The 23,775-nt window shown below is 64.3% G+C and carries 25 protein-coding genes; 15 read left to right on the forward strand and 10 right to left on the reverse strand.

The annotated features are described in order from the left end of the window. The 4 genes from EA796_RS06575 to EA796_RS06590 all read right to left on the reverse strand — a co-directional run. Nucleotides 1–620: OprD family outer membrane porin (locus tag EA796_RS06575; protein ID WP_122108017.1), on the reverse strand; the 620-nt coding region annotated here is incomplete at its 3' end. 127 nt (nucleotides 621–747) lie between these two features. Continuing rightward, the gene (locus tag EA796_RS06580; protein WP_021444420.1) at nucleotides 748–1,749 is read right to left on the reverse strand and encodes a tripartite tricarboxylate transporter substrate binding protein; all 1,002 of its coding nucleotides are present in this window, start codon (nucleotides 1,747–1,749) and stop codon (nucleotides 748–750) included. Nucleotides 1,750–1,816: 67 nt separating this feature from the next. Beyond that, a complete protein-coding gene (locus EA796_RS06585; protein WP_122108018.1) occupies nucleotides 1,817–3,331 on the reverse strand; it encodes a tripartite tricarboxylate transporter permease in 1,515 nt (504 codons plus the stop codon). A gap of 13 nt (nucleotides 3,332–3,344) precedes the next feature. Continuing rightward, complete coding sequence (locus EA796_RS06590) at nucleotides 3,345–3,815, reverse strand: tripartite tricarboxylate transporter TctB family protein (RefSeq protein ID WP_122108019.1); 471 nt, start codon at nucleotides 3,813–3,815, stop codon at nucleotides 3,345–3,347. Nucleotides 3,816–4,344: 529 nt separating this feature from the next. On the opposite strand from EA796_RS06590, the gene EA796_RS06595 reads away from it, so the two are divergent. From EA796_RS06595 to EA796_RS06610, 4 genes are all read left to right on the forward strand, one after another. After that, entirely contained in the window at nucleotides 4,345–5,121 is a 777-nt protein-coding gene (locus EA796_RS06595; protein WP_122108020.1) for an IclR family transcriptional regulator, read from the forward strand. Between the two features lie 382 nt (nucleotides 5,122–5,503). Beyond that, the gene (locus tag EA796_RS06600; protein ID WP_122108021.1) at nucleotides 5,504–6,553 is read left to right on the forward strand and encodes a Gfo/Idh/MocA family protein; all 1,050 of its coding nucleotides are present in this window, start codon (nucleotides 5,504–5,506) and stop codon (nucleotides 6,551–6,553) included. A gap of 12 nt (nucleotides 6,554–6,565) precedes the next feature. Continuing rightward, complete coding sequence (locus tag EA796_RS06605; RefSeq protein WP_122108022.1) at nucleotides 6,566–7,381, forward strand: sugar phosphate isomerase/epimerase; 816 nt, start codon at nucleotides 6,566–6,568, stop codon at nucleotides 7,379–7,381. A 2-nt stretch (nucleotides 7,382–7,383) separates the two neighbouring features. Next, entirely contained in the window at nucleotides 7,384–8,259 is an 876-nt protein-coding gene (locus EA796_RS06610) for a DMT family transporter (protein WP_122108023.1), read from the forward strand. A 16-nt stretch (nucleotides 8,260–8,275) separates the two neighbouring features. Here EA796_RS06610 and EA796_RS06615 read toward each other — a convergent pair whose 3' ends face one another. Continuing rightward, nucleotides 8,276–9,613 carry an MFS transporter gene (locus tag EA796_RS06615; RefSeq protein ID WP_122108024.1) on the reverse strand — a complete coding sequence of 446 codons (1,338 nt, stop codon included), beginning with the start codon at nucleotides 9,611–9,613 and terminating at the stop codon, nucleotides 8,276–8,278. Nucleotides 9,614–10,224: 611 nt separating this feature from the next. On the opposite strand from EA796_RS06615, the gene quiC reads away from it, so the two are divergent. Both quiC and EA796_RS06625 read left to right on the forward strand, forming a co-directional pair. Next, nucleotides 10,225–12,132, forward strand: a complete 1,908-nt coding sequence (quiC, locus tag EA796_RS06620) for a 3-dehydroshikimate dehydratase QuiC (RefSeq protein WP_122108025.1) — start codon at nucleotides 10,225–10,227, stop codon at nucleotides 12,130–12,132. 76 nt (nucleotides 12,133–12,208) lie between these two features. Continuing rightward, on the forward strand, nucleotides 12,209–12,880 hold the full coding sequence (locus EA796_RS06625) for a TetR family transcriptional regulator (RefSeq protein ID WP_021445556.1): 672 nt from the start codon (nucleotides 12,209–12,211) through the stop codon (nucleotides 12,878–12,880). A 121-nt stretch (nucleotides 12,881–13,001) separates the two neighbouring features. On the opposite strand, the gene EA796_RS06630 is transcribed toward EA796_RS06625, so the two are convergent. Both EA796_RS06630 and aroQ read right to left on the reverse strand, forming a co-directional pair. Continuing rightward, nucleotides 13,002–13,853, reverse strand: a complete 852-nt coding sequence (locus EA796_RS06630; RefSeq protein WP_122108026.1) for a shikimate dehydrogenase — start codon at nucleotides 13,851–13,853, stop codon at nucleotides 13,002–13,004. A 4-nt stretch (nucleotides 13,854–13,857) separates the two neighbouring features. Then, nucleotides 13,858–14,298 carry a type II 3-dehydroquinate dehydratase gene (gene aroQ, locus EA796_RS06635; protein WP_021444772.1) on the reverse strand — a complete coding sequence of 147 codons (441 nt, stop codon included), beginning with the start codon at nucleotides 14,296–14,298 and terminating at the stop codon, nucleotides 13,858–13,860. Nucleotides 14,299–14,729: 431 nt separating this feature from the next. Here aroQ and EA796_RS06640 point away from each other — a divergent pair, with 431 nt between their 5' ends. From EA796_RS06640 to EA796_RS06675, 9 genes are all read left to right on the forward strand, one after another. Continuing rightward, nucleotides 14,730–15,998 (forward strand): site-specific integrase, encoded by a 1,269-nt coding sequence (locus tag EA796_RS06640; RefSeq protein WP_122108027.1) that lies wholly within the window; start codon nucleotides 14,730–14,732, stop codon nucleotides 15,996–15,998. Between the two features lie 340 nt (nucleotides 15,999–16,338). Continuing rightward, a complete protein-coding gene (locus EA796_RS06645) occupies nucleotides 16,339–16,533 on the forward strand; it encodes an AlpA family transcriptional regulator (protein WP_122108028.1) in 195 nt (64 codons plus the stop codon). A 3-nt stretch (nucleotides 16,534–16,536) separates the two neighbouring features. Continuing rightward, nucleotides 16,537–16,836, forward strand: a complete 300-nt coding sequence (locus tag EA796_RS06650; RefSeq protein WP_122108029.1) for a helix-turn-helix domain-containing protein — start codon at nucleotides 16,537–16,539, stop codon at nucleotides 16,834–16,836. After that, nucleotides 16,833–18,935 carry an AAA family ATPase gene (locus EA796_RS06655; RefSeq protein ID WP_158603085.1) on the forward strand — a complete coding sequence of 701 codons (2,103 nt, stop codon included), beginning with the start codon at nucleotides 16,833–16,835 and terminating at the stop codon, nucleotides 18,933–18,935. Before EA796_RS06650 ends, EA796_RS06655 begins: the two co-directional genes overlap by 4 nt. A 390-nt stretch (nucleotides 18,936–19,325) precedes the next feature. Continuing rightward, nucleotides 19,326–19,652 (forward strand): hypothetical protein, encoded by a 327-nt coding sequence (locus EA796_RS06660; protein ID WP_147459032.1) that lies wholly within the window; start codon nucleotides 19,326–19,328, stop codon nucleotides 19,650–19,652. Nucleotides 19,653–19,794: 142 nt separating this feature from the next. Continuing rightward, on the forward strand, nucleotides 19,795–20,328 hold the full coding sequence (locus EA796_RS06665) for a hypothetical protein (RefSeq protein ID WP_122108032.1): 534 nt from the start codon (nucleotides 19,795–19,797) through the stop codon (nucleotides 20,326–20,328). Nucleotides 20,329–20,383: 55 nt separating this feature from the next. Further along, nucleotides 20,384–20,602, forward strand: coding sequence for a hypothetical protein (locus EA796_RS23045; protein ID WP_147459033.1), 219 nt, complete (start codon nucleotides 20,384–20,386; stop codon nucleotides 20,600–20,602). 193 nt (nucleotides 20,603–20,795) lie between these two features. Then, nucleotides 20,796–22,055, forward strand: coding sequence for a hypothetical protein (locus tag EA796_RS23560; RefSeq protein WP_122108033.1), 1,260 nt, complete (start codon nucleotides 20,796–20,798; stop codon nucleotides 22,053–22,055). Continuing rightward, complete coding sequence (locus tag EA796_RS06675) at nucleotides 22,052–22,450, forward strand: hypothetical protein (protein ID WP_122108034.1); 399 nt, start codon at nucleotides 22,052–22,054, stop codon at nucleotides 22,448–22,450. Before EA796_RS23560 ends, EA796_RS06675 begins: the two co-directional genes overlap by 4 nt. 220 nt (nucleotides 22,451–22,670) lie before the next feature. On the opposite strand, the gene EA796_RS23050 is transcribed toward EA796_RS06675, so the two are convergent. The 3 genes from EA796_RS23050 to EA796_RS06685 are packed head-to-tail and all read right to left on the reverse strand — an operon-like array spanning nucleotide 22,671 to nucleotide 23,702. Next, nucleotides 22,671–23,108, reverse strand: a complete 438-nt coding sequence (locus tag EA796_RS23050; protein WP_147459034.1) for a hypothetical protein — start codon at nucleotides 23,106–23,108, stop codon at nucleotides 22,671–22,673. Next, nucleotides 23,101–23,325 carry a hypothetical protein gene (locus EA796_RS23055; RefSeq protein ID WP_147459035.1) on the reverse strand — a complete coding sequence of 75 codons (225 nt, stop codon included), beginning with the start codon at nucleotides 23,323–23,325 and terminating at the stop codon, nucleotides 23,101–23,103. Before EA796_RS23055 ends, EA796_RS23050 begins: the two co-directional genes overlap by 8 nt. Nucleotides 23,326–23,366: 41 nt before the next feature. Further along, the gene (locus EA796_RS06685) at nucleotides 23,367–23,702 is read right to left on the reverse strand and encodes an outer membrane protein assembly factor BamE (RefSeq protein ID WP_122108036.1); all 336 of its coding nucleotides are present in this window, start codon (nucleotides 23,700–23,702) and stop codon (nucleotides 23,367–23,369) included. Nucleotides 23,703–23,775 lie beyond the last annotated feature (73 nt).

Below are 23,775 nucleotides of genomic sequence, written 5' to 3' on the forward strand. Positions count from 1 at the left end.
AAGTTGAAGTCGTCGCCCTCGACGCCGCCGAAGCTCATCTCTTCGCGGCTGGCGTCGTGGCGCTGGCTGTTCTTCCAGAACTGGCCACCGTAGAGGGTCAGGCCGTCGATCTCGTTGGAGGTCAGCTGGGCGCCCTGGAAGGTCTGCGGCAGCGAGCGGCCGTCGTCGGCGCGGAGGATCGGCAGCACGGCGAACCACTCGCCGACCTTCAGCTCGGTCTTGGACAGCTTCGCCTTGGCGGCCACCGCGGTGCGGCCGAAGTCGTCGGCGGCCTGGCCGTCGTCGTGGATCGGCAGCAGCTGGCTGTTGGCCGCGCCGCGGTTGCCGTCCAGCTTGACGCTGTACAGGCCGAGCAGGTCGAGGCCGAAGCCGACGGTGCCCTCGGTGAAGCCGGAGCGGGCGTCGAGGATGAAGCTCTGGGTCCAGCCTTCGGCCTGGCCCTGGCGCTCACCCTGGATCAGTGGGTCGGTGCCGTTGAGGTAGTTGCGGTTGAAGTAGTAGTTGCGCAGGTTCAGCGAGACCTTGGCGTCCTCGACGAAGCCGGCGGCCTGGGCGCCGGTCGGCAGGGCGGCGATCACGGCCAGGGCGCTGGGGAGCAGACGGGAGACGGCGTTTTTCATTGTTATGGTTCCTCGTGGTGACTGATTTTCGGGGCGCACGAATCCCTCCACCGCAGCGGATGCGGAAAAAGCAGCAGGGGAGGGGAATGACCGCCGGCGTTCGCCGGCGGCTCGTTTCAGCGCCGTCTCAGGGCTTGGCGATACCGACCGAGTCCGGGGCGATCTCGATGGCCTTGGCCTTGTACATCGACCAAGTGGTGACCGACTGCCAGCGCTTGAGGAAGTCCTCGGCCTCGGCGCCGTTGAGGTTCAGGCTCTGCGCGCCGAAGTTCTTCAAAAAGCCCTGAAACTCCTCGTTGGCCACGGCCTTGGCGTAGGCCTCGACCAGCTTCTGCTTGACCTCGTCCGGGGTGTCCTTGTGCACGAAGGCGCCCCAGAACGGACCCCAGGGCAGGTACTCGGCGATCGCCGGCAGGGACTTGGTGATCGGCTCGACGCCCGGCAGTTCCGGGGTTTCCTCGGTGGCGAACACGGCCAGCGCCTTGAGCTTGCCGCTGCGTACCAGTTCGCGGGCGGCGGCCAGGCTCAGCGGCATGAAGTCGATGTGCTTGCCCATCAGCGCGGTGATGCCGGGGCCGTCGCCGCCGAAGGTCACTTCACGCACTTTCAGCTCGTCCACCGCGTTGATCATCGCGCTGACCGTGCTCGGCAGGCCGCCGGCGCCGGTGGAGCCCATGCGCAGGCTGTCCGGATTGGCCTTGGCGGCGGCCAGCAGCTCGCCCATGGTGTTGAACGGCGCCTCGGCGTTGGCGGCGATCACCACCACGTTCTGGCCGATGATGTTGACCGGGTAGAAGTCGCTGTAGTCGAAGTCGGCCAGGCCCAGCACCGGGTACAGCTGCGGGTTCTCGGCGCCGAGCAGGATGGTGTAGCCGTTCGGGCGTTGCTGCTTGACGAAGGTGCTGCCGATCACCGCAGTGCCGCCGGGGCGGTTGTTGAGGATCAGCTTGCCGCCCAGCTCCTTCTCCACGTAGGGGGTCAGGCTGCGCATCACGTTGTCGGTGGCGCCGCCGGCACCCCAGGGAATCACCGCCTGGATGCTGCGCTCGGGGTATTCGGCGTGGGCCGGCAGGGCCAGGGTCAGGGCGCTGAGGCCGAGGGCGGCGCCGGTCAGTAGAGCTTTGAACATGTGGAGATTCTCCATCGGATTGTTGTTGTAAGCCCCTGTCGGCCGGGGCGCACCTTGCCTTGCCAGGTCAGCCGCGGGCGACCGCGGTCTTGAACTTGGATTTGAGTTTCTTCAGCAGCGAGGTGTTGCCCAGCAGGATCAGCACCACGGCGCTGCTGAGGATCAGCGACAGCGGGCTGGTGACCAGGCCCTGCAGCAGCTCCAGCGGGTTGTCGCCGGCCGAGGACATGGCCTGGCGGTAGGAAGTGTCCATCAGCGGGCCGAGGATGGCGCCGAGGATGATCGGGCCCATCTGGAAGCCGAAGATCTTCAGCAGGTAGCCGAGCAGGCCGAAGCCGAGCATCCAGTACACCTCGGTCATGCTGCTGTTGATCGAGTAGGTGCCGACCACGCAGAGCACCAGGATCAGCGGGATCAGCACGGCCTTGGGCATCTCGACGAACTTGGCGAACAGCTTGATGCCCATCAGGCCGAAGATCATCAGGAAGACGTTGGCCAGCAGCAGGTTGCCGACGGTGAAGTAGAAAATGTGCGGGTTCTCCACCATCAGCATCGGGCCGGGGTTGAGGCCGTGGATCACCAGCGCGCCGATGATCACCGCGGTCACCGCATCGCCCGGCATGCCGAGGGTCAGCATCGGCACGTAGGCACCGCCGACCGCCGCGCTGTTGGCGGTTTCCGGCGCCACCAGGCCCTCGTAGGCGCCCTTGCCGAAGGGTCTGCTGGGATTCTTCACGGTGCGCTTGGCATGGTCGTAGGCCATCAGCGCGGCGATGTCGCCGCCGACCCCGGGCAGCACGCCGACCACCACGCCGATGATCGAGGTGCGGATCGACAGCGGCAGGAACTTCAGCACCATGGCGAAGGACGGCAGGATCTTGTCGACCTTCTGCCGCACCACCGGGCTGTCCAGGTTGTGCAGCTGGTAGAAGGCCTCGGCCACGCCGAACAGGCCGATCATCAGCACCACGTAGTGGATGCCGCCCATCAGCTCGACCTGACCCAGGGTGAAGCGCCCCTCGGCGGTCACCGGGTCCATGCCGACCAGACCGATCACCGCGCCCAGGGCGGCGGCGAAGATGCCCTTGGCCAGCGAACCCTCGGCCAGGCTGCCGACCAGCAGCAGGCCGATGGCGGCCACCAGGAAGTAGTCGCGCGGGGCGAATTTCAGCGCCAGATCGCCGATCAGCGGCGCCGCGCTGGCCAGCATCAGGGTGCCGACCAGGCCGCCGATCACCGACATCACCGTGCTCAGGCCGATGGCGCGACCGGCCTCGCCCTGCTGCGCCAGCGGGTAGCCGTCGAAGGCGGTGGCCACCGACGACGGCGCGCCGGGGATGTTCAGCAAGATGGCGCTGCGCGAGCCGCCATAGACGCCGCCGATAAAGATGCCGACGATCAGGGCGAGGGCGTCGTTGACCTCCCAGGAGAAGGTGAAGGACACCAGGATCGACACCGCCATGGTCACCGACAGACCCGGGATGGCGCCGATGTAGATGCCGGCGAAGGTTCCCAGGGCGGTCAGCAGCAGCAGCTGCGGGTCGCTCCAGGCCATCAGCAGATAGGAAAAGGTATCGCTCATCTCGGGTGCCTCGTTATGGCAGGTAAACGCTGAAGGCCAGGGTGAACAGCAGGTAGATCAACAGCAGCAACAGGGCGGCGATCAGTACCGCCGCGACCACCCGGCCGCGGCGCAGGTAGACGATCGACAGCACCAGGAACAGGAAGGTGCTGAGGTAGAAGCTGATCCACTGGATGGCGGCCAGGTAGGCCACCGCCAGCACGGCGAAGATCAGCGTGCGGCGGGGAAAATGCGCGCGGCGGAACTGGCCGAAGGCATCCAGCCAGCCGCTGCAATCGGGCTTGGCCTTGGCCAGCGTCTCGGCACCGATCTTCAGTGCCGCCAGCAGCATCACCAGGCCGACGCCGAGGGGGAAGGCGCCTGGCGAGTTGGCCGAACTGAAGCCGGCGATCTGGTAGGCCAGATAGAGGATGGCCAGGCTGAAGACCAGCAGCAGCACGCAGAAGCTGCGTTCGCCGACCAGCATTTTTTCTGTCTTGTTCATGCGCTTGCTCCGACAGGCTGGGGAACCGCGACGCGGTCCGGATACGGATGGTCGTCAGGCCGCGTGGGCCAGTCGCGCTCGCAGCGCAGCGCGCGGCGGCAGCTGGCAGCCAAGGCAGGCGAGAACGGCAAGGGCAGCGGGCGACGGGGAGGCGCGGCCGTCGAGCGCGAGGCTGGAGGAGTGGGCAACGGCCGGCGCGGTTGCGGGGGTTGCCGGGGCACGCAGGTGCAGGGGCTGTGACATGGCAATCGACCTTTTTATATTTATTGGCTACTGAGTTTTCGAAGTCGGATGGCAGCAGGCAGAAAACGACTTCGCTTCAGGGCGTGCTCGGAATAGTGGGCCGAGCCCCTGGCCATTTCAATTCGCCAAACCGGGTTTTGTTCGATAACCGAACAAGAACGAACCGGTTAGTACATTCGTCGTGGCGCGGGCAGTATCGCCCGTCTGCCGATTCTCATCCAGCCTGGGGCTCGCCTCCGGTGGTCGCTGTCTCCTAGAATCGCGGCAAATTCAGCAGGGATCTCCCATGGCCGGCAGTCAGATCGAACGCGCGCTCAGCCTCCTCGAAAGCCTCACCCGCGACGCCCACGGCCTGCCCATGCAGAGCCTGGCCGACGAGCTGGACATCCCCAAGAGCGCCACCCACCGTATGCTCGCCGAGCTGATCCGCCTCGGCTACGTGCGCCAGGACGCGCAGACCAGCCGCTATCGGCTGTCGACCAAGCTGGTGGCGCTGGGCTTTCGCTACCTGGCCAGCAGCGGCGCCGATGTGGTGCAGCCGATCCTCGACCGCCTGGCCGAGGACAGCGGTGAGCTGGTGCGCCTGGGGGTGATCGACGGCGAGCGGCAGACCTGGATCGCCAAGAGCCAGGGCGCCCGCTCCGGTCTGCGCTACGACCCGGACATGGGCCGCGACGCGCCGCTGTTCTACACCGCCTCCGGGCATGCCTGGCTGGCCAGCATGAGCGATGAGCAGGCGCTGGCGCTGGTGGCGCGCCAGGGCATCGCCGACCCGGCCGAGTTCGGCCCCAACGCGCCGCGCAGCGAGCAGGAGCTGCTCGAACGCCTGGCCCTGGCCCGCGAGAAGGGGTACGCCTGGGTGGTGGAGAGCGCTTCGCTGGGCACCTCGGCGCTGGCCGCGGTGGTGCGCCATCCGCTGGACGACCGGGTGATCGGCGTGCTCAGCATCGCCGGGCCCAGCGCGCGCCTGCCGCTGGCGCGCCTGCACGCACTGGCGCCGCAGCTGCTGGCCGCCGCCGCAGAACTGTCCGCCGCCAGCCCGGCTTCCGAACTGTTCGCCTGAGCCCCCTCGCGGCGGGATACCCGCCCTGCGCCTCGTCTGGACCTAGGGTGGATCGCGCTTTACCGATCCACCGTTTTGGCGGATGTGAACAGCGACATCCGCCCTACGAACTGGCATCGGGCAGGCTGTGGGAAGGGCTTCAGCCGCGACGGACGCCTGTTGGTGTCGCCGCTGAAGCGCCTCCCACACGAGCTGCCGCCGATCGGTAGCCCGGATGCAATCCGGGAGTGACCCTCGCCCCGCATCTTCCCCGCCGACTACCGACCAAAGGCAATCCATCGTCGCCATTTTCGCCTTGCGAATTTTTTGGAACTGAGTTCTAAATTAAAAAAGAGGTCAGCCCCTGGCCTTCCGCTTCGACGACGACAAGAGGATCGCCCGCGTGACTTCCCCCCTGCGTATCGCCCTGATCGGCGCCGGCGTCATGGGCCGCCAGCACCTGCAGCACCTGCGCCAGCTGCCCGAGGCGCAGCTCTGCGCCATCGCCGATCCCGGCCCGCAGGCCGCCGAGTTCGCCGCGCAGTGCGGCGTGGCGCATTTCGCCGAGCACCGGCAGATGCTCGCCGCGGCGCGCCCCGAGGCGGCGATCATCGCCAACCCCAATGCCCTGCACGTCGCCACCGCGCTGGACTGCCTCGCCGCCGGGGTGCCGGTGCTGCTGGAGAAACCGGTGGGCGTGCACCTGGACGAGGTGCGCGAGCTGGTCGCCGCCAGCCGCGCCAGCGGCGTGCCGGTGCTGGTCGGCCATCACCGCCGGCACAACCCGCTGATCGTGCGCGCCCGCGAGCTGATCGAGGCGGGCGCGCTCGGCCGCCTGACCACCGTCACCGCGCTGTGGCAGCTGCGCAAGCCCGACAGCTACTACGCCATCCCCTGGCGCCGCGAGGCCGGCGCCGGGCTGCTGCTGACCAACCTGATCCACGACCTCGACCTGCTGCGCCACCTGTGCGGCGAGGTGCGCCAGGTGCAGGCCTTCACCAGCAACGGCGTGCGTGGCTTCGCCAACGAGGACAGCGCCGCCATCCTGCTGCAGTTCGCCAGCGGTGCCCTGGGCAGCCTGACCGGCTCCGACGCGGTGGCGGCGCCCTGGAGCTGGGAGCTGGATTCCGGCGAGAACCCGGTCTACCCGCGCCAGGCCGAGCAGCCCTGCTACCTGCTGGCCGGCACCGCGGGCGCGCTGAGCATCCCCCAGCTCAAGCGCTGGCACTACGCCGAGGCCGGCGCCGGCTGGCACGAGCCGCTGCTGCAGGTGCAGGAGCCGTTCGCCGCCGGCGAGGCGCTGCGTCGTCAGCTGCAGCATTTCCTCGAGGTCACCCGCGGCCAGGCCGCGCCGCTGGTCGGCGCCGAGGACGCCGGGCGCACCCTGGCGCTGGTCGAAGCCATCCGCCAGGCCGCCGAATCCGGTCGCGCCTGCGCCCCGCAGATCGTCTGAAGAGTAGAGTCCATGAGCCAACGCATTTTCTCCCTGGCCGCCCTCACCGTGCTCGAGTTGTCGCCGCCGCAGATGGTCGAGGTGGCCGCCCGCGCCGGCTACAGCCACGTCGGCCTGCGCCTGGTGCCGGCCACGCCGGAGGAGCAGCACTTCCCCCTGCTGGCCGACGCCGGGCTGCGCGCGCAGACCCGCCAGCGCCTGCGCGATACCGGTATCCGCGTGCTCGACGTGGAGATCCTGCGGCTGAAGCCCGAGACTCGCGTCGCCGAGTTCGAGGCCATCCTCGCCGCCGGCGCCGAGCTGGGCGCCAGCGAGCTGCTGGTGGCCGGCAACGATGCGGACGAGGCGCGCCTGACCGCCAACTTCGCCGCCCTGTGCGACCTTTCCGCGCCCTACGGCCTGCATCCGCACCTGGAATTCATGCCCTGGACCGACGCCCGCGACCTGCGCCAGGCGGCGCGCATCGTCGCCGCGGCGGACCGGGCCAACGGCTGTGTGCTGGTCGATGCCTTCCACTTCGACCGCAGCGCCTCGCGCCTGGCGGATCTCGCCGCGCTGCCGGCCGCGCGCCTGCGCTACGCCCAGCTGTGCGACGTGGCCGGGCCGCGCCCGGCCGACATGGCCGAGATCCTGCGCCAGGCGCGCAACGAACGGCGCTTTCCCGGCGACGGCGACTGCGACCTGCTCGGCCTGCTGCGCAGCCTGCCGGCGAACATCCCGCTGAGCCTGGAGATTCCCACCCGCCAGCTGCTGGAGCAGGGCGTCGGCGCGCTGGAGCGGGCGCAGCTGGCGCTGGACAAGAGCCGCACGCTGTTGGCGCGGTTGTAGCCGTGGCCGCCAGCCTGGACGGCGCGCCGGCGCGGCCGCTGGCCGGTATCGCCCTGGTGCTGCTGGCGACCTTGCTGTTCGCCAGCCACGACGCGCTGTCCAAGTACCTGTCCGGCTTCTACCCGGTGGTCATGGTGGTGTGGGCGCGCTACCTGGTGCACAGCCTGCTGATGGCGGTCATCTTCCTGCCCCAATCGGGGCTGCGCGTACTGCGTAGCCGGCGTCCCGGCCTGCAGCTGCTGCGCGCGCTGTGCCTGGGCGCCACCAGCCTGCTGTTCACCAGCGGCCTGCTGTTCCTGCCGTTGGCCGAGGCCACTGCGGTGAATTTCCTCGCCCCGCTGCTGGTCACCGCGTTGTCCGTGCCGCTGCTCGGCGAGGCGGTCAGTCGCGGCCAGTGGGCGGCCGTGCTGGCCGGTTTCGCTGGGGTGCTGATCATCGTCCACCCCGGCGGCGCGCTGTTCACCCCGGCGGTGCTGCTGCCGCTGGCCTCGGCGCTGTGCTTCAGCCTCTACCAGTTGCTGACGCGCAAGCTCAGCGAGAGCGACAGCGCCACCACCAGCAACTTCTTCGCCGGGCTGTGCAACACGCTGCTGATGAGCGCCTTGGTGCCGTTCTTCTGGCAGCTGCCGAGCCTGGCGCACGCCCTGTGGATGCTGGCGCTGGGCGGCTGCGGCATGGCCGCGCACCTGTTCCTCACCCAGGCCTTTCGCCACGCGCCGCCGGCGCTGCTGGCGCCCTTCGGCTACGGCCAGATCGTCTTCGCCGGCCTGCTCGGCGCGCTGCTGTTCGGCCATGTCCCGGACCTGGCCGGGCTGGTGGGCATCGCCCTGATCTGCCTGAGCGGGCTGGCGGCGGCCTGGCAGCAGCGCCGCGGCTGAACCGGCAACGTCGCGTTTAGCCGGCGGACTCGCTGCTGAGCCGACGCGGCGCCATCAGGTACAGCCACAGCAGGGCGAGGAAGTAGGTCGCCGGGATCGCGCTGAACAGCAGGGCATAGTTGTTGTGCGTCACCGTCAGCACGTAGCCGACGATCTGCGTCATGAACATGCCGCCGATGGCCGCGCACATGCCGCCGAAGCCGAACACGGTGCTCATCATGTGCTTGGGCGTGTAGTCCATCACCAGGCTCCAGATGTTCGCGGTCCAGGCCTGGTGCGCGCCCACGGCGAGGGCGATGGCCAGCACCGCGACCCACAGGCCGCTGGCGTTGGCGGCGAACACCACGCTGACGATGGTGCAGGCGAACAGCAGCATGGACAGCAGGCGTGCGGTGGTGGCGCGCATGCCGCGGCCGATCAGCCAGGACGAGAGGATGCCGCCGCCGATGCTGCCGAAGTCGGCGGTGAGCCAGATCAGGATCAGCGGGATGCCCATCTGGGTGACGCTGATGCCCAGGTCGTACTGCTCGTTGAGGAAGGGCGGCAGCCAGTAGAGGTAGAACCAGAACACCGGGGCGGTGATCGCGTAGGCCAGGGCGAAGGCCCAGGTGCCGCGCATGCGCAGGATACGCGCCAGGGCGACCTTGCTCGGCTCGGGTTCGACCTCCTGCTGGATGTACGCCAGCTCGCTGCGCTTGAGGCTGGGGTGATCTTCCGGGTTGAAGTACTTCAGGGCCCAGAACACCAGCCAGACCAGGCCGAGCAGGCCCATGCTGACGAATGCCGCCTGCCAGCCCCAGACATGCAGGATCAGCGGCAGCAGCGCCGGGGTGACCATGGCGCCGACGTTGGTGCCGGCGTTGAAGATGCCGGTGGCGATGGCGCGCTCGCCGGCCGGGAACCAGATGCGCGTGGTCTTGACGCAGGCCGGGTAGTTGGCCGCCTCGGTCAGGCCGAGGATGAAGCGGCAGATCATGAAGCCGACCGCCGAGGTGGCCAGGCCGTGGGCACCGGTGGCCAGGCTCCAGAGCAGCACCGCGAGGAAGAACGCGCGCTTCACCCCGACCTTGTCGATGAAGCGGCCCTGCAGCAGGAAACCCACCGCATAGCCGACCTGGAACCAGAAGTTGATGTTGGCGTAGTCCATCGCCGTCCAGCTCATCTCCTCGGCCAGTACCGGCTGCATGATGCCGAGGGCGGCGCGGTCGATGTAGTTCAGGGTGGTGGCGAAGAACACCAGGGCGAGCATGCCCCAGCGCGTCTTGCCGACGGCCATGGCGCCGCGGATCTTGTCGCCGATTCCGCCTTGGCCAAGGCCGGCGGCGGGCAGGGTGGTGCTGGGGGAGTGGTTCATCGGCATGGCCATCCATTCGGTGACTGGACGTGCGCCAGTCGGACTAGGAGTCGGGCATGTGGGCGGGCGGACGGGGTGCCGCGGGCGCCACGCTGCGGGTATCGGCGCCACCGGGGGCGCGCGGGATTGCCGGTCTGGCAGGGGCGAGCGGTCAGCCGTGGGCCGCTGGGCGTCGCAGGCGTGGCTGCGGGGCGCTGTCGGCGCGCGCGAGGGCAGGCAGGGAAGGGCAGGCGAATACGGCAGTGACTATGAACATCGTAGGAACCCGAATCTTGAAATTGTTATGGCACAACGCTGTCGGCGCGCGCCCGTGGGCGGCGCGCCTGTCGTCAGGCGCAGGGGTGACTGGCACCGGCCGGCTGGCGATTCGCTGGAGATGGTGCGCAGCGGGCATGCCCAGGGTCAATTCGCCAAGCCGGCTTCTGTTCGATAAACGCACGGAAAACTAACCGGTTCGTACATTTAGGTTTACCGCGCCGTGCGACTGCGCCAATAATCCTTTCACCCTGACTGGCACCTGGTCGGCGGGTGCATGGGTCGTGCGGCCAGCGCCGCAACCCCCGGCACCGCGCCGCCGCTGAGCGCCGGCGTCCCCAACCAGGAGTTGCAGCATGCAGCGTTCGATTGCCACCGTCTCCCTGAGCGGTACCCTGCCGGAAAAACTCGAAGCCATCGCCGCCGCCGGCTTCGACGGCGTGGAGATCTTCGAGAACGACCTGCTCTACTACGACGGCAGCCCCAGCGAGATTCGCAAGCGCTGCGCCGACCTCGGCCTGGCCATCACCCTGTTCCAGCCGTTTCGCGACTTCGAGGGCTGCCGGCGCGACCGCCTGGCGCGCAACCTCGACCGCGCCGAGCGCAAGTTCGACCTGATGCAGGAACTCGGCACCGACCTGGTGCTGGTGTGCAGCAATGTCGCCGCCGACTCCCTGGGCGACGAGGAGATCCTCGTCGACGACCTGCGCCTGCTCGCCGAGCGCGCCGGCGCGCGTGGCCTGCGCATCGGCTACGAGGCCCTGGCCTGGGGCCGCCACGTCAACACCTACCAGCAGGTGTGGAAGCTGGTGCGCCAGGCCGACCACCCGGCGCTGGGGGTGATCCTCGACAGCTTTCACACTCTGTCGCTCAAGGGCGACCCGGCCGCCATCGCCGAGATTCCCGGCGACAAGATATTCTTCGTGCAGATGGCCGACGCGCCGCTGCTGGCCATGGACGTGCTGGAGTGGAGCCGGCATTTCCGCTGCTTCCCGGGGCAGGGCGAGTTCGACCTGGCCGGCTTTCTCGCGCCGATCCTGCGCACCGGCTACCGCGGCCCGCTGTCGCTGGAAATCTTCAACGACGGCTTCCGCGCCGCGCCGCCGCGGCAGAACGCCGCCGACGGCCTGCGTTCGCTGCTCTATCTGGAAGAGAAGACCGCCAAGCGCCTGGACAAGGAAGGCCTGGCGATCGAGCCCGGCGTGCTGTTCACCCCGCCGCCGGCCAGCCGTTACGACGGCGTGGAGTTTCTCGAATTCGCCGTCGACGAGGCGGTCGGCGCGCGCCTGGCCGGCTGGCTGGAGCGCCTGGGCTTCGCCCGCGCCGGCCAGCACCGCTCCAAGGAGGTCAGCCTGCTGCGTCAGGGCGATATCAATATCGTGCTCAACGCCGAGCCCTATTCCTTCGCCCACAACTTCTTCGAGGCCCATGGCCCGTCGCTGTGCGCCACCGCGCTGCGGGTGAAGCACGAGGCCGCCGCCCTGCAGCGCGCCTGCGACTACCGCGGCCAGCCCTATCGCGGCCTGGTCGGCCCCAACGAGCGGGAAATCCCCGCGGTGCGCGCCCCCGACGGCAGCCTGATCTACCTGGTGGAGCAGGCCGGCGCCGGGCAGACCATCTACGACACCGACTTCAAGCTGGACCCGAACGCCGTGGCCGCCGGCGGCCTGCAGCGCATCGACCACATGGCCCTGGCGCTGCCGGCCGAGTCGCTGGACAGCTGGGTGCTGTTCTACAAGAGCCTGCTGGACTTCGAGGCCGACGACGAGGTGGTGCTGCCCGACCCCTACGGCCTGGTCAAGAGCCGCGCGCTGCGCAGCCGCTGCAGCTCGGTGCGCCTGCCGCTGAACATCTCGGAGAACCGCAACACCGCCATCGCCCACGCGCTGTCCAGCTACCGTGGCTCCGGCGTGCATCATATCGCCTTCTCCTGCGAGGACATCTTCGCCGAGGTGGCGCGGGCCAAGGAGGCCGGCGTGCCGCTGCTGGAAATCCCGCTGAACTACTACGACGACCTGGCCGCGCGCTTCGACTTCGACGACGAGTTCTTGAGCGAGCTGGCCTACTACAACGTGCTCTACGACCGCGACGCCCAGGGCGGCGAGCTGTTCCACGTGTACACCGAGCCGTTCGAGGAGCGCTTCTTCTTCGAGGTCATCCAGCGCAAGAACGGCTATGTCGGTTATGGTGCGGCCAACGTCGCGGTGCGCCTGGCGGCCATGGCCAAGGCGCGCAGCGGCGCGGCCAAGCGTCCGCGGCTGTGAGCGCAGGGGGGCGGCTTCCCAGCGCCCCGGCCGCCACGGATAATCCGCCCATTCCAATAAGAAGCCGTGAGTCCGTATGAGCGATACCGCAGAGAGCCTCGCCACCCCCGCCACCGAGGCGGCGCGCAAGGGGCGCAAGAACAACCCGGAGAAGACCCGCGAGAGCATCCTTCTGGCGGCGGTCGACGAGTTCGTCCGCCACGGCCTGTCCGGCGCGCGGGTCGACGCCATCGCCGAGCGCACCCACACCTCCAAGCGGATGATCTACTACTACTTCGCCAGCAAGGAGCAGCTCTACCTGGCGGTGCTGGAGAAGCTCTACGGCGATATCCGCAACACCGAGGCGCGGCTGCACCTGGGCGAGCTGACGCCGCCGGAAGCGATCCGCCGGCTGATCGAATTCACCTTCGACCACCACGACCGCAACGTCGACTTCGTGCGTATCGTCAGCATCGAGAACATCCATCACGGCGAACACATCACCCGCTCCGAGGTGATCCCGACGCTGAACAACTCGGTGCTCGAGGCCATCGCCGACATTCTCCGCCGCGGCGAGGCCGAGGGGCTGTTTCGCAGTGGCCTGAACCCGCTGGACATCCATATGCTGATCAGCTCGTTCTGCTTCTACCGGGTGTCCAACCGTCACACCTTCGGCACCATCTTCCAGATCGACCTGTCCGCCGAGGACAACAAGCAGCGGCACAAGCAAGTGATCTGCGAATCGGTGCTGCGCTATATGCAGGCCTGAGACGAGGGCGCCGTGCGCGCCAATTCGCCACTGCCAGGATGCGCACATGGCACACCCCGTGCGGTTTGGCATCGTTCATTAAAAAAGGGCCCGCAGGCCCTTTCTATTGTTCGCCGCTCGCCTAGAAACTGGCGAAATGCGCCAGCATGCGCTGGGCATCGGCCTGCCGGCCGCTGAACAGCTCGAACGCCTTGACCGCCTGGAACACCGCCATATTGCCGCCGTCCAGGGTCTGGCAGCCGAGGGCGCGGGCGTCGCGCAGCAGCTCGGTCTCCAGCGGGAAGTAGACGATCTCCGCCACCCACAGCGCCGGGCGCAGCAGCGCCTTGGGCACCGGCGTGCCGGGCAGCTTGGCCATGCCCATCGGGGTGGTGTTGACCAGGCCGTCGGCCACCGCCATGGCGGCCGCCAGGTCGCTGCCGGCCAGGGCGCGACCGGCGCCGAAGTGCTGGTTGAGGTTGTCCGCCAGGGCCTGCGCGCGCGCCGGCTCGACGTCGAAGAGGCTCAGTTGCTCGACCCCTTCGCTGAGCAGCGCATGGGCCACCGCGGCACCGGCGCCGCCGGCGCCCATCTGCACCACGCGCTGGCGCGCCACGCCCGGCAGGCCGCGGCGCAGGCCCTCGGCGAAGCCCAGGCAATCGGTGTTGTGGCCGACGCGCTTGCCGTCCTTGAGCACCACGGTGTTCACCGCGCCGATGCCGCGCGCCTCGTCCGACAGCTCGTCGAGCAGCGGGATGATCGCCTGCTTGCAGGGGAAGGTGATGTTCAGCCCGGTGAAGCCCATGCGCTCGGCGGCGCCGAGCAGCTCGGGTAGGGCGCCGCTGTCGAGGCCGAGCTGGTCCAGGTCGATCAGCCGGTAGAGGTAGCGCAGGCCCTGGGCGTCGCCCTCGCGTTCGTGCATGGCCGGCGTGCGCGAGCCCTGGATGCCGGCCCCGATCAGGCCGGCGAGGATGCTGGATGTGGCGGAGGACATGGCGTTATCCCTTGAGCAACTGGCTGAAGTATTGCAGCCCCAGGCGATAGCCCTGGCTGCCGAGGCCGCAGATCACCCCGACGGCGATCGGCGAAACGAAGGAGTGATGGCGGAAGGCCTCGCGCTTGTGCACGTTGGACAGGTGCACCTCGAGCACCGGCAGCTCGCTGGCCACCAGGGCGTCGCGAATCGCCACCGAGGTGTGGGTCCAGGCCGCCGGGTTGATCAGGATGCCGGCGCAGCGCCCGCGCGCCTTGTGAATCCAGTCGAGCAGCTCGCCTTCGTGGTTGGTCTGGCGAAACTCGATGGCCAGGCCGCACTCGGCCGCGGTGTCGGCGCACAGCCGGGAGATGTCGGCGAGGGTCTCATGGCCGTAGGTGGCCGGTTCGCGGGTGCCGAGCAGATTCAGGTTGGGGCCGTTGAGCACCAGGATGCAGGGGGACATAGGGGGCGATCTCTTGTTGTTGTGGCAACGGGCGGCAGGTCGTTCCGGGAAAATGTACTAACTAGTTAATACGGTCAATCGAGCGGATCGCTTGCGCTGGCCAACGGCAGCCGGGGAAAGTTCGGTGGGAGCGCTGCAGGCCAGCAATGGCGGGGCTTGCAGCCAGATGGCAGGGCGCCAGGGCGGGCGGCGAAACTGGGCGATTACCGGCTAGGCGCTGGGGCGGGGGGCGGGGATTGGCGGCGAGCAGGCAATAAAAAAGCCGGCTTGTGGCCGGCGTCTTTAATGTTTCTCGCACTTCCAGATTGTTGCCGCTTGACCGCCTGCAAGCCCCGTAGTCACTGGATTTTGCCCGTTCCCATGTTTCATAATGTTCGCAGATTATTTTCTGCGTGCCAGACTTTGGTGGCGGGTGAAGTGGAGGGTGAAGAATGGCGACGGGTGAGCTTACTGCTAGGAACGTGTCGACGATTATCAAGGCGGCGGTGCCGGGCAACACCATTGCAGGGCCTGGCTTGTACCTGCAAATAAGCAGACCCAAGAAGGCTGGCGGCGCTGTGGTGGCGAGCTGGGTATTCCGCTATCAGCTCGACGGACGGCGGCGCGAGATGGGGCTAGGCTCGTGCTCGGTGGTAACGCTGGCTGAGGCCCGGTTGCGGGCTGCCGACCAGCGCAAGATTCTTGCTGCTGGGAATGATCCGCTCGCCGCCCGTGACGCCGAGCGCGAGCAGAGGCGCGAGGCCGAACGCCAGGCGCAGGCCCGCCGCATTACGTTCGAGACTCTGGCGAACGAGTATCAGCAGGCGCACGGCGCGAGCTGGTCAGATAAGTGGCGTAGGGGCTGGCTGCGCAAGCTGGAGCTGTACGCCTTCCCGATCATAGGCAAGATGCCTGCCGGCGAGATTCGGACCGAGCACGTTCTAAAGGTGCTGCAACCGATATGGGCAGCCAAGACCCGCACAGCTGATGAGGTGCGCGGCCAAATTGAGCAGGTACTAGACGCCGCCAAGGCTCACCGACTGCGCGATGGAGATAATCCGGCCCGCTGGCGTGGGCACCTGGACAATCTGCTGAGCAAGGCTGAGAAGAAAAAAGCCCGCCAGCGCCAGCACTTCCCGGCGATGCACTGGCGTGACGTGCCGGCCCTTATGGTCAAGCTGGCACAGACTGAGGGGCATGTCGCAGTCGCAGCGCGGTTAATGATTCTGACCGGGGCGCGTGCCCATATGGTGCGCTTCGCTGCCTGGGCTGAGTTCGATCTTGACGATGGCGTCTGGTCACTGCCCGCCGCGCGGATGAAGATGCGTAAGGCATTCGCCGTCCCCTTGGCCGCTGAGGTTGTCGGCATGCTAAAGGCTATGCCGCGCCAGGAGGGCAGCCCGTATCTGTTCCCCGGCCAGGGTAAGAGCGGCGTCATGCACGCCAACGCGATCCGCACCCTATTGCATGGCATGGGGCACGACGACATTACCCGGCATGGCTTCCGCTCCAGCTTCCGCGACTGGGCGAGCGAGGCGACCCGATACCCGCGCGAGGTGTGCGAGCTGGCACTTGCCCACGACGAGCGCGACCAGACCGAGGCGGCTTATAGCCGGTCAGACTTCCTAGAGAAACGACGCAACCTTATGTGCGACTGGGCGCGTTACTGCGCGAGTACGCCGGGAGAGGTAGTGCGGGGGGAGTTCGGGCGGCGGGCCTGAATCAACAACCTGTGCGTAATCTGTGGGTAACTTGTGGGCAGCCTTCGTCAAGGAAGCCGGAGGGCTTATAGATCAAGGGTTTGCGATGAGGGTGGCGCGGCTTAGGGGAGTGCCGAGGGCTGGGGGGCTGGCCGCTAGGTGCCGTCTGGTACAATGCAACCCAAGCTGAAACGAAAAACCCGAGCGGCCAGGCTCGGGCTTTTCTTTCATGCCCAACGCCGTTAACTAACTAATGGCCGCTGAAGCAAGGTTGTTACCACAAGGCGAAGGTTAGCACGCGCGAAGCCTGAGTCAACGACTTTTTGCATTGGCGGTCGCCTTGATCTAAGGAAATCAGACCATGCAAGACAAAATGACCTACGCGCCCGTCAAAGCGATGTGCGCCCGCTACGCAATATCCCGCACCACGTTCTGGCGCATTACGAAGGCCGCCGACTTCCCGCGCGACGCGATCCGCCGCGTGGGCGCTCGCTCGGTACGCTTCGACGTGGCGATGGTAGACGCCTACCTAGCCCAAGCTAGCAACGAGGGCTGACCTATGACCGGACAATTCACCCGCGATAGCGGGACGGGATCGGCTGGCCTGGAGAAAGTAGCCGATACCAGCACGGCGTCGCAGCTCAAGCGCACGGCACAGGCTCTGCGAATCTCTCAGCCCACCACGCACGAGTTGCGCGACCTATGGAACGTCATGCACGGCGCGGGGCGTATCGACACGCTCCGCAATCAATACGGATGGAAGATTCACACCGTGCCGACTGTTTCAGTAGACGCACAAGGGCGCACGCATCGAGGGGTGGCCCGCTATGTATTGATCAAGGAAGGTGCGCCAGTATGAAGACCAGCAATCTGCCGCTCTACAGCTCGGTTAACGACACCGCACCAGCTAGGCATATTAGCCTGGCTTGGCTGTCGTCTATGGCCAAGGCGCCCAGCACCGGGCCGAAGATCAAGGCCCGCGCGATAACGCCTTACAGCGCCGATGGGAAGACCAAGGATCACGCCCGCTCGGCGACCTATGGCGTCGTGGTGATTGACCACGACCACGACGACCGCGACGCCGCTGCTATCGCCTGTATATATGACAGCCTCGGCGTGGCGTTCCTGGCCTACACGACCAGCACACACCAGCGACCTGACAAGCAGGACGTAATCGCCAACCGCTGGCGGGTGATCGTGCCCCTCGCTGCGCCCGTTGACGCTGAGAGGTATCAACAACTGGCGCAGGGCATCGCGTTTGCGTTAGGGGCCGATCCTGCACAAGCTCGGGCCGCTCAAGTGTTCTTCGCGCCAAACCGAGAGAATGCAGACGCGCCATATGACTTCATCGACTGCGCAAGCCGACCACCACTGGACGCGGGCAACAGCTCGCACCCGTTTGTTATCGAGGCGATGGCGGGATGGGCTGACCTACAGCAAGAACGGCAGAAGGTCGCCCAGGAGGCCGCTGTAAGGCCGCGCAGCACGTCTACTGGTGACGCCGGGATCATCGGCAGGGTAGTCGCCCAAGAAAGTCTGAGGGCCGTTCTAGAGAGCGCTGGTTACGTTCGCAAGGGCGCTGACCTGTACCTGTCGCCCTGGAGCAGCACCGGCAATGCTGGCGTGCATATCTTGGAGCGTGACGGCAAGGAGGTCGCCTACTCGTGGCACGGCACAGCCGACCCGCTATCGGCCCTGAACAATGGCGGTCATGCCCTGGACGTATTCGACGTGATCTGCATTCTGGAGTTCGGCGGGGATGTTAGCCGAGCTGTGGGAGCACTCGCCCCGCAGGTAGACCCTGAAGGCCAGCGCCAACGCCAGCGCGAGCACATGCAGGCCAAGGCAGCGAGCCAGGCAGATAAGTCGCCGGAGCCGCCCCCCAGCTTGGCTAAGGCTGCAAACGATGAACCTTTCGACTTGGCGCGGTTCGCGCTCAATGGCCAATCCGCCGCTATGGAGGCGAGAATGCTAGAAGATACTTTCGTACTGGGCCGCCTGGCCATCCTCGGGCAAGCAACCGCTTTCTATGCCAAGCCAAATAGCGGCAAGACGCTGTTAACACTGTGGCTGCTGATTCGGGCCATTGAGGCGGGGCAGATTAATCCGAAGGATGTTTTCTATATAAATGCCGACGATAACTTTAAAGGGCTTGTGCACAAACTCAAGTTGGCCGAGCGGTGGGGCTTTAACCAGCTTGCCCCCGGCTTTAACGGGTTCGAGTCCGCTATGTTCTTGCGTTATCTGCAAAAGATGACCGAGGAGGAAAGCGCGAGCGGTAAGATCGTAATCCTAGACACGCTCAAAAAGTTTACCGACCTGATGGATAAAACGGTTGCTACGGCGTTCGGTAAGGTCGTGCGGGAGTTTGTTTCTAGCGGCGGCACCGTAATAATGCTGGCGCACACGAACAAGCACAAAAGCGCCGATGGCAAGTCAATTCCGGCAGGAACAAGTGACATTATTGACGATGCCGACTGTGCCTATGTTCTGGACGTAATCGAAAGCGACACCAGCGAGAGCAAGAAAACAGTTATCTTCGAGAATATCAAGGCCCGAGGTGATGTTGCCGATACCGCGACTTATACCTACACCACGCAAAAGGGGCTGACTTATGACGATCTGCTGGAGAGCGTGCGCGAAGTATCGAGAGAGGAGGCAGAAGACGCCCGCAAGCGCGAGCAGGCCGAAGAGCTGTTAAAGAAGAATGCTGCAATCGTCGAGGCAATCATCGAGGTCATAGGCGAAGGCGTTACGCATAAAACTCAGCTTATCGAAGCGGCAGTCGAGTACAGCGGATGCAGCAAAGCCAAAGTCACTAAGGCTCTGGATGACCATACCGGCACGAACTACGCGATGGGCCACCGCTGGACGGTAAGTAAGGGCGAAGCTAAGAATGCACGGGTTTACAGCTTGCTGCTGTCATTCTCTGCACCGCCACGATACGCCAACGGATAAACAGGAGAGGCCGCAGACGCGGCCTTTTTTGTGCCTACCCCCTCCCTATCAAAAACATGGAAAGTTAGAGAATTTAGAAAAACTGGCCAGGCACCCGGCCTCTCGCGCACGCTTTTTTAGCCTTGCTGGGGGTGGGCCTCGCACGCGTTCCCGGCCTGTAACCCGCGTGGTTACTGAGTTTGCTTAATTTCTTAATAATCTCTAAATTCTCAAGCTTGTTTAACTTTCCATGGTTTACAGAGGGGGGTAGTTTTTCAGTTTTCCCGCCCACACACCGCTCGGCTAACGAAAAGCACTCTCCCGCAACAATTGCGCAGTGCACAATAACGATGATTTAATAGTACGTTATAATATAACCTTCTTAAATCGTTATCTGAAGGTTATCCCGTCATGTCTAGAAAGCTCGCTGTAGCAAGCAAAGATCAATTGAAACTATCCCCCGGCGATACCGCCGCGTTAATGGGGGTGCTGGAACTTGTAGCGAAAGAAATAGCCGCGCTGAAGTCTGAGATCGCCACACTGAAAAAAGACCAGATTGCGGCTAACAAAGCCATTGTTGCCCAGCGCTTCGGCGACGACGTTGTCAGCCAGCTAGGCGATTCCGTGGAAGGTATGCGCCAGCTTATTGCCGCACCAGTAGCCAACGCCGCAGACGACCAGTGGAAAGACTACGACATCAACGCGAGCCTGCGCGGCTATGTACCTGGGGCGCACTGATGGCAGACCACACGCAGCGCAAGCCCTGGCTGTTCGATGGGTCACAGCCAGGGCCTGGACGCCCCAAGGGCAGCCGTAATAAGCCGAAGACTCTCGCCGCAGCACTCAAGCAACTTATTCAACGTCTACAGGATGACCAACAATGAATACCGCCGAACTTATCCAACAAACTGAGTCCGAACTACAGGCCGCAGAAGGGGCCGTAGAGGCTGCACAACGCGCGTTTGAAGTTGCCGCAAGGACTGGCAGCGATTGCATTAAAGAACGCGCACAGCAGCGCCAGGCGGGCGAGGAAGTCGAGCGCCTGACCCTTCGCCTGGAATATCTGCGCGAGCAACTTAGCGACGAGGCCGAAGCCGAACGCGCTAGCCAGGCTGCTGACTTGCGCGAACAAGTAATTGGCAAGTATTGCGACCTGCTGCGCGATTACAGCGGGATCAAGGCCCAGGCCGACAAACTTACCGCGCAATTGGCCAAGTTCAACCAGGCTGCCGAGCATGTGATTCAGACTGATATCCGCAAGCTAAAGGCGCTTGGCGGGGAAGCCCTGCCGCGTGAAGTAGCGCATACCTTTATTGGCCACACCTACGACGCCCGCGCGTTCGAGGAAGCTTGGCGCACTACTCAGCATCTGGCCGCGTCTGGCTTGGAATCTGGCGCCTATCAGGTCAAGTGATCCACGCCACACCACAGCCCGGCTAACAGAGCGGGCTTTTTCTTGAGGTGTTTATATGTCGAACGACATTTTAATTCCGCACTGTAGCGGGTCTAATAAATCTGACCCATGGGTCAAGAAAATGAAGCCGACGCGCACCTATGGCGACGACCCGCTTCTAGAGAAGGCCATCGTCGCGCTATCAGTAACCCCAGGGCGCGAATGGCTCCAGCGGTTCGGCGGCTACCTGCCTGTAGGCGTTGGTGATTCTGACACCTTGTTCCAGTGGTTCTGACCCAACCGCGCTGGAGGTTCTGACCCCACCCATTCCAGCGATTGTGATCCGCCGCGCTGATGATTCTTACCCACCCTGCGCAATCGCACTCACTTGGTCACTGATCTCAGGCAAGGCCCCCTCTTAGCTGTTCAGCCACATGCTGTGAAGCGGGTACACTCGCACCCGAACTCGACAGCACAGGGAGCTATTCATGGGAACGGACAACCTTAAAGACCCCGCCTACCCTTTCGATCAGGGCTGGGACGCAGACAACGGCTGGAAGGCAGAAAGCCTCGGCAACCGCGACCTCAGTTGGGGGCCTGATCGTGGTTGGGGTAGCCAGGCCGAAGTGCCGAAGATCACGCCAGGTAACGGCGGCGCCTCATTTGTCGCCTGGGAGAAGAAAACCGAGGCCGCGCCCGAGCTTTCGGACTGGCCGCCGCCGGACATGCTCAAAGTTCCTGAGCCCCTGCCACCCGGCTTCTACGTCTTACCGCGCAGCCTGTCCGGCGAACAGGTGCTGGCCCGGCTGTTTGCCGATACGCCCCACAAACACCTGGTCAACCGCATCAAGGCACTGAACCCCACCTTCGACCAGGGCTTCAAGGCCGGGGAAATGTTCGTCCTAGGCAACCTTCTCAACCCCACTGCTTGCCTACGTGAAGAAGCTGACTTGATGGCCGCTGCCGCCAAGGTGCGCGCCGCATTGGCTCCGCTGAGCGAGGACGAGGCCAACTTCATGGCCGAGCATCAGGCTGAAATCGCCTTGATGGTGGGTGGTGCCAGCGAGTCACTAGGGGTTGGCAGCGATATGCTGGGCAAGGGCTTGAAGCAGATCGAGGGCACCCTGCGCGACCTCGAGTTCCTTCATCAGCGTGAGTTCGCCACGCATGGCCACCTGCAGAGCTCGCAATTCTTCGCCTCTCGCCAGCAGCTGTATCGCCAGCTCGACAACCAACTGAAGGCCACCTTCCTCGGCAAGCAGCTGGGCCTGGGTAATTATCCAACGCTGCGCCGTGACCTCGGTATTTCCACCCGCAGCCTAGTGCACCACTGGAGCAAAGGCGGTGCGCCGGGCCAGATCCCCGGCTATGCCACCCACATGGCGGAAGTCGCCAAGGCGGCTAAGTACCTTAAGTACGGCGGTCACATCGGCATCGCCCTCGGCGGTACGGCGTCCACCCTGAAGGTGCAGGAGGTGTGTCGTTCCGGAGAAACCCAGGCCTGCGAGAAGATACGCTTCACCGAGACGGGGAGTTTCGCCGGTGGGGTGGTAGGTGGAAGTGCAGGAGTATGGGCAGGGGGGCTTGCCGGCCCTGCGGTTTGTGCCGCAATCGGCCTCGGCTCAGGCGGTATAGGCGGCATCATTTGCAGCATGGTTGTCGTTGGTGGGGCTTCGGTTGCAGGAGGGGCCGGTGGCGGATGGGCTGGAGAGGTAGCGGGAGAAGAAATCTTCAAGGTGATGCAATGATTGACTTTTATAGTTTGCACCCGTACTTGCGGATCACCCTCCTTCTGGCTCCCTTTGTGATTGCGCTAACGGGCTTAGCACTTGGCGTCTTTATCGCCTGTAGTCGTCATTTCGACGCCATGCTCTCAGCGTTTTCCAAAAGCACCTGGGCCAGGCAGCAGGATATTTTGGGAACGACCAGCCTGGCGTCTCGTTGCTACCTGGTGAGCACGCTCAGTGGAACTTTGCTCTTTCCGCAGTACCTCGTGCGCAAAGGTGTGATAGACGCTGACGATATCAGCAACTTCCCACCCTCACTGCGTCGCCTAATGCTCGTATCTGCCTGGCTGGTAATCGTCGGCATGGCTTGGCTGTTCCTGATGGTGGGTCTGCTCAAGCTCAGCGGAGTTGAGTAAGGGTAAGAATGCTGGGGCTAAACGCCCCTGGTCAGAATCATCAGCGTGGTGGCTCACAATCTCTGGAATAGGGTGTCAGCATCACTGGAATACACAACCTGCCCGAGCACATGGATTGCAGGGCTATGACCGTGCGGCGTTATCAGCGGCTTGTGGCAATCGTAGGCGAGGCGGTCAAACCGAGGCCGTCGAGGGATTGGCTGTAGGGTATGGGCAAAATCTATCGCGGGTAGAGTTCGTTCATTAAGGCTCTATGGCTTTCTGTGTGGTACTTATGTTTTTCTAAAAATACATCCCGATCTTCTATCAATCCTTCTCGCTGGGCGATTAGCCGCAACTTCCCATAGATTTCGGCCAAGAGGGCGTGCGATAGCGCATTTCTATTTTTCTCAGGAACATGAGAGAGCTTTCTTTCTATGTCTTGCAGCCCTGTAGGGATGAGTATTTCTAAAGTGTAGGCTAAACCCTCTTTGTAGAGGCCTGCCTTTTGGAAGTAGGGGACGATTTTTGAGTAGCTGGCGGCGCCAAAGCTAAGTGGTGAGCCTGATATTAGAGGTAGTGCTTGCTTTAGCGTATTGATTGCGTCTTTAAAGTTGGATGATTTGGCTTGGGCGCTTGAAGCCTTTATCAAGGGGGCTGGGTCGTGCGATCTAGTCATGTTCTGGCCACAATTGAATCTGATCAAAGCCAAGAGCCAGAAAGGAGCCATCTTCTTTCTGTTCTACAGGGGTTCCGTCAACAAGTTTCAGGAATTTGTAGGTTGGCAATCTATCGCCGCCGTCTACCGCGAACTCTTGATAAATATTAATCTGATAATGATTGCCAGCGGCGTCCCTGGCTGCAATCTTTTCTATAAGCTCATGGATCTTCGGCATGCGTCCTGCTTCCTTTGGATGGTGATGCAAGGTTCGCTGAGTTAGTAGCCTAGGCGAGGCCCGTTGGTGTCACTATTCGTGATGCTGAACTTTTCGACCTTTTCGCCCTGATCGAACAGCACAGTCAAGTTTTGTTGCTCCATGCCAGTGCCGAAGGGGCCGACGAAGACATAAAACCAAGTCATCATTAGCTTGCCGTCTGAATTGAACGTCTGACTCAGCGGAGCGCCAAAGGTCTGTAGCATTTGACTCTTTGTGGTCGTCCCAATCTCTATCTGATCAACGTCGCCTTGCTCAATTTTTGTCCCGCTACTGGCGCAGGCGGATAGGAGAGCGGCGAACGCAATAGACGCGGCGATTTTGATTAGATTTCCCATGGCTCCCAGCTCCTTATGTAATGGCCTTTTGATCCTAGTTCGGCTTCGGTGAAAAGGACAGCGGCTTATAGAC

Origin of the sequence: Pseudomonas sp. AOB-7 (assembly GCF_003696305.1) — a bacterium.
Classification (GTDB): domain Bacteria; phylum Pseudomonadota; class Gammaproteobacteria; order Pseudomonadales; family Pseudomonadaceae; genus Aquipseudomonas.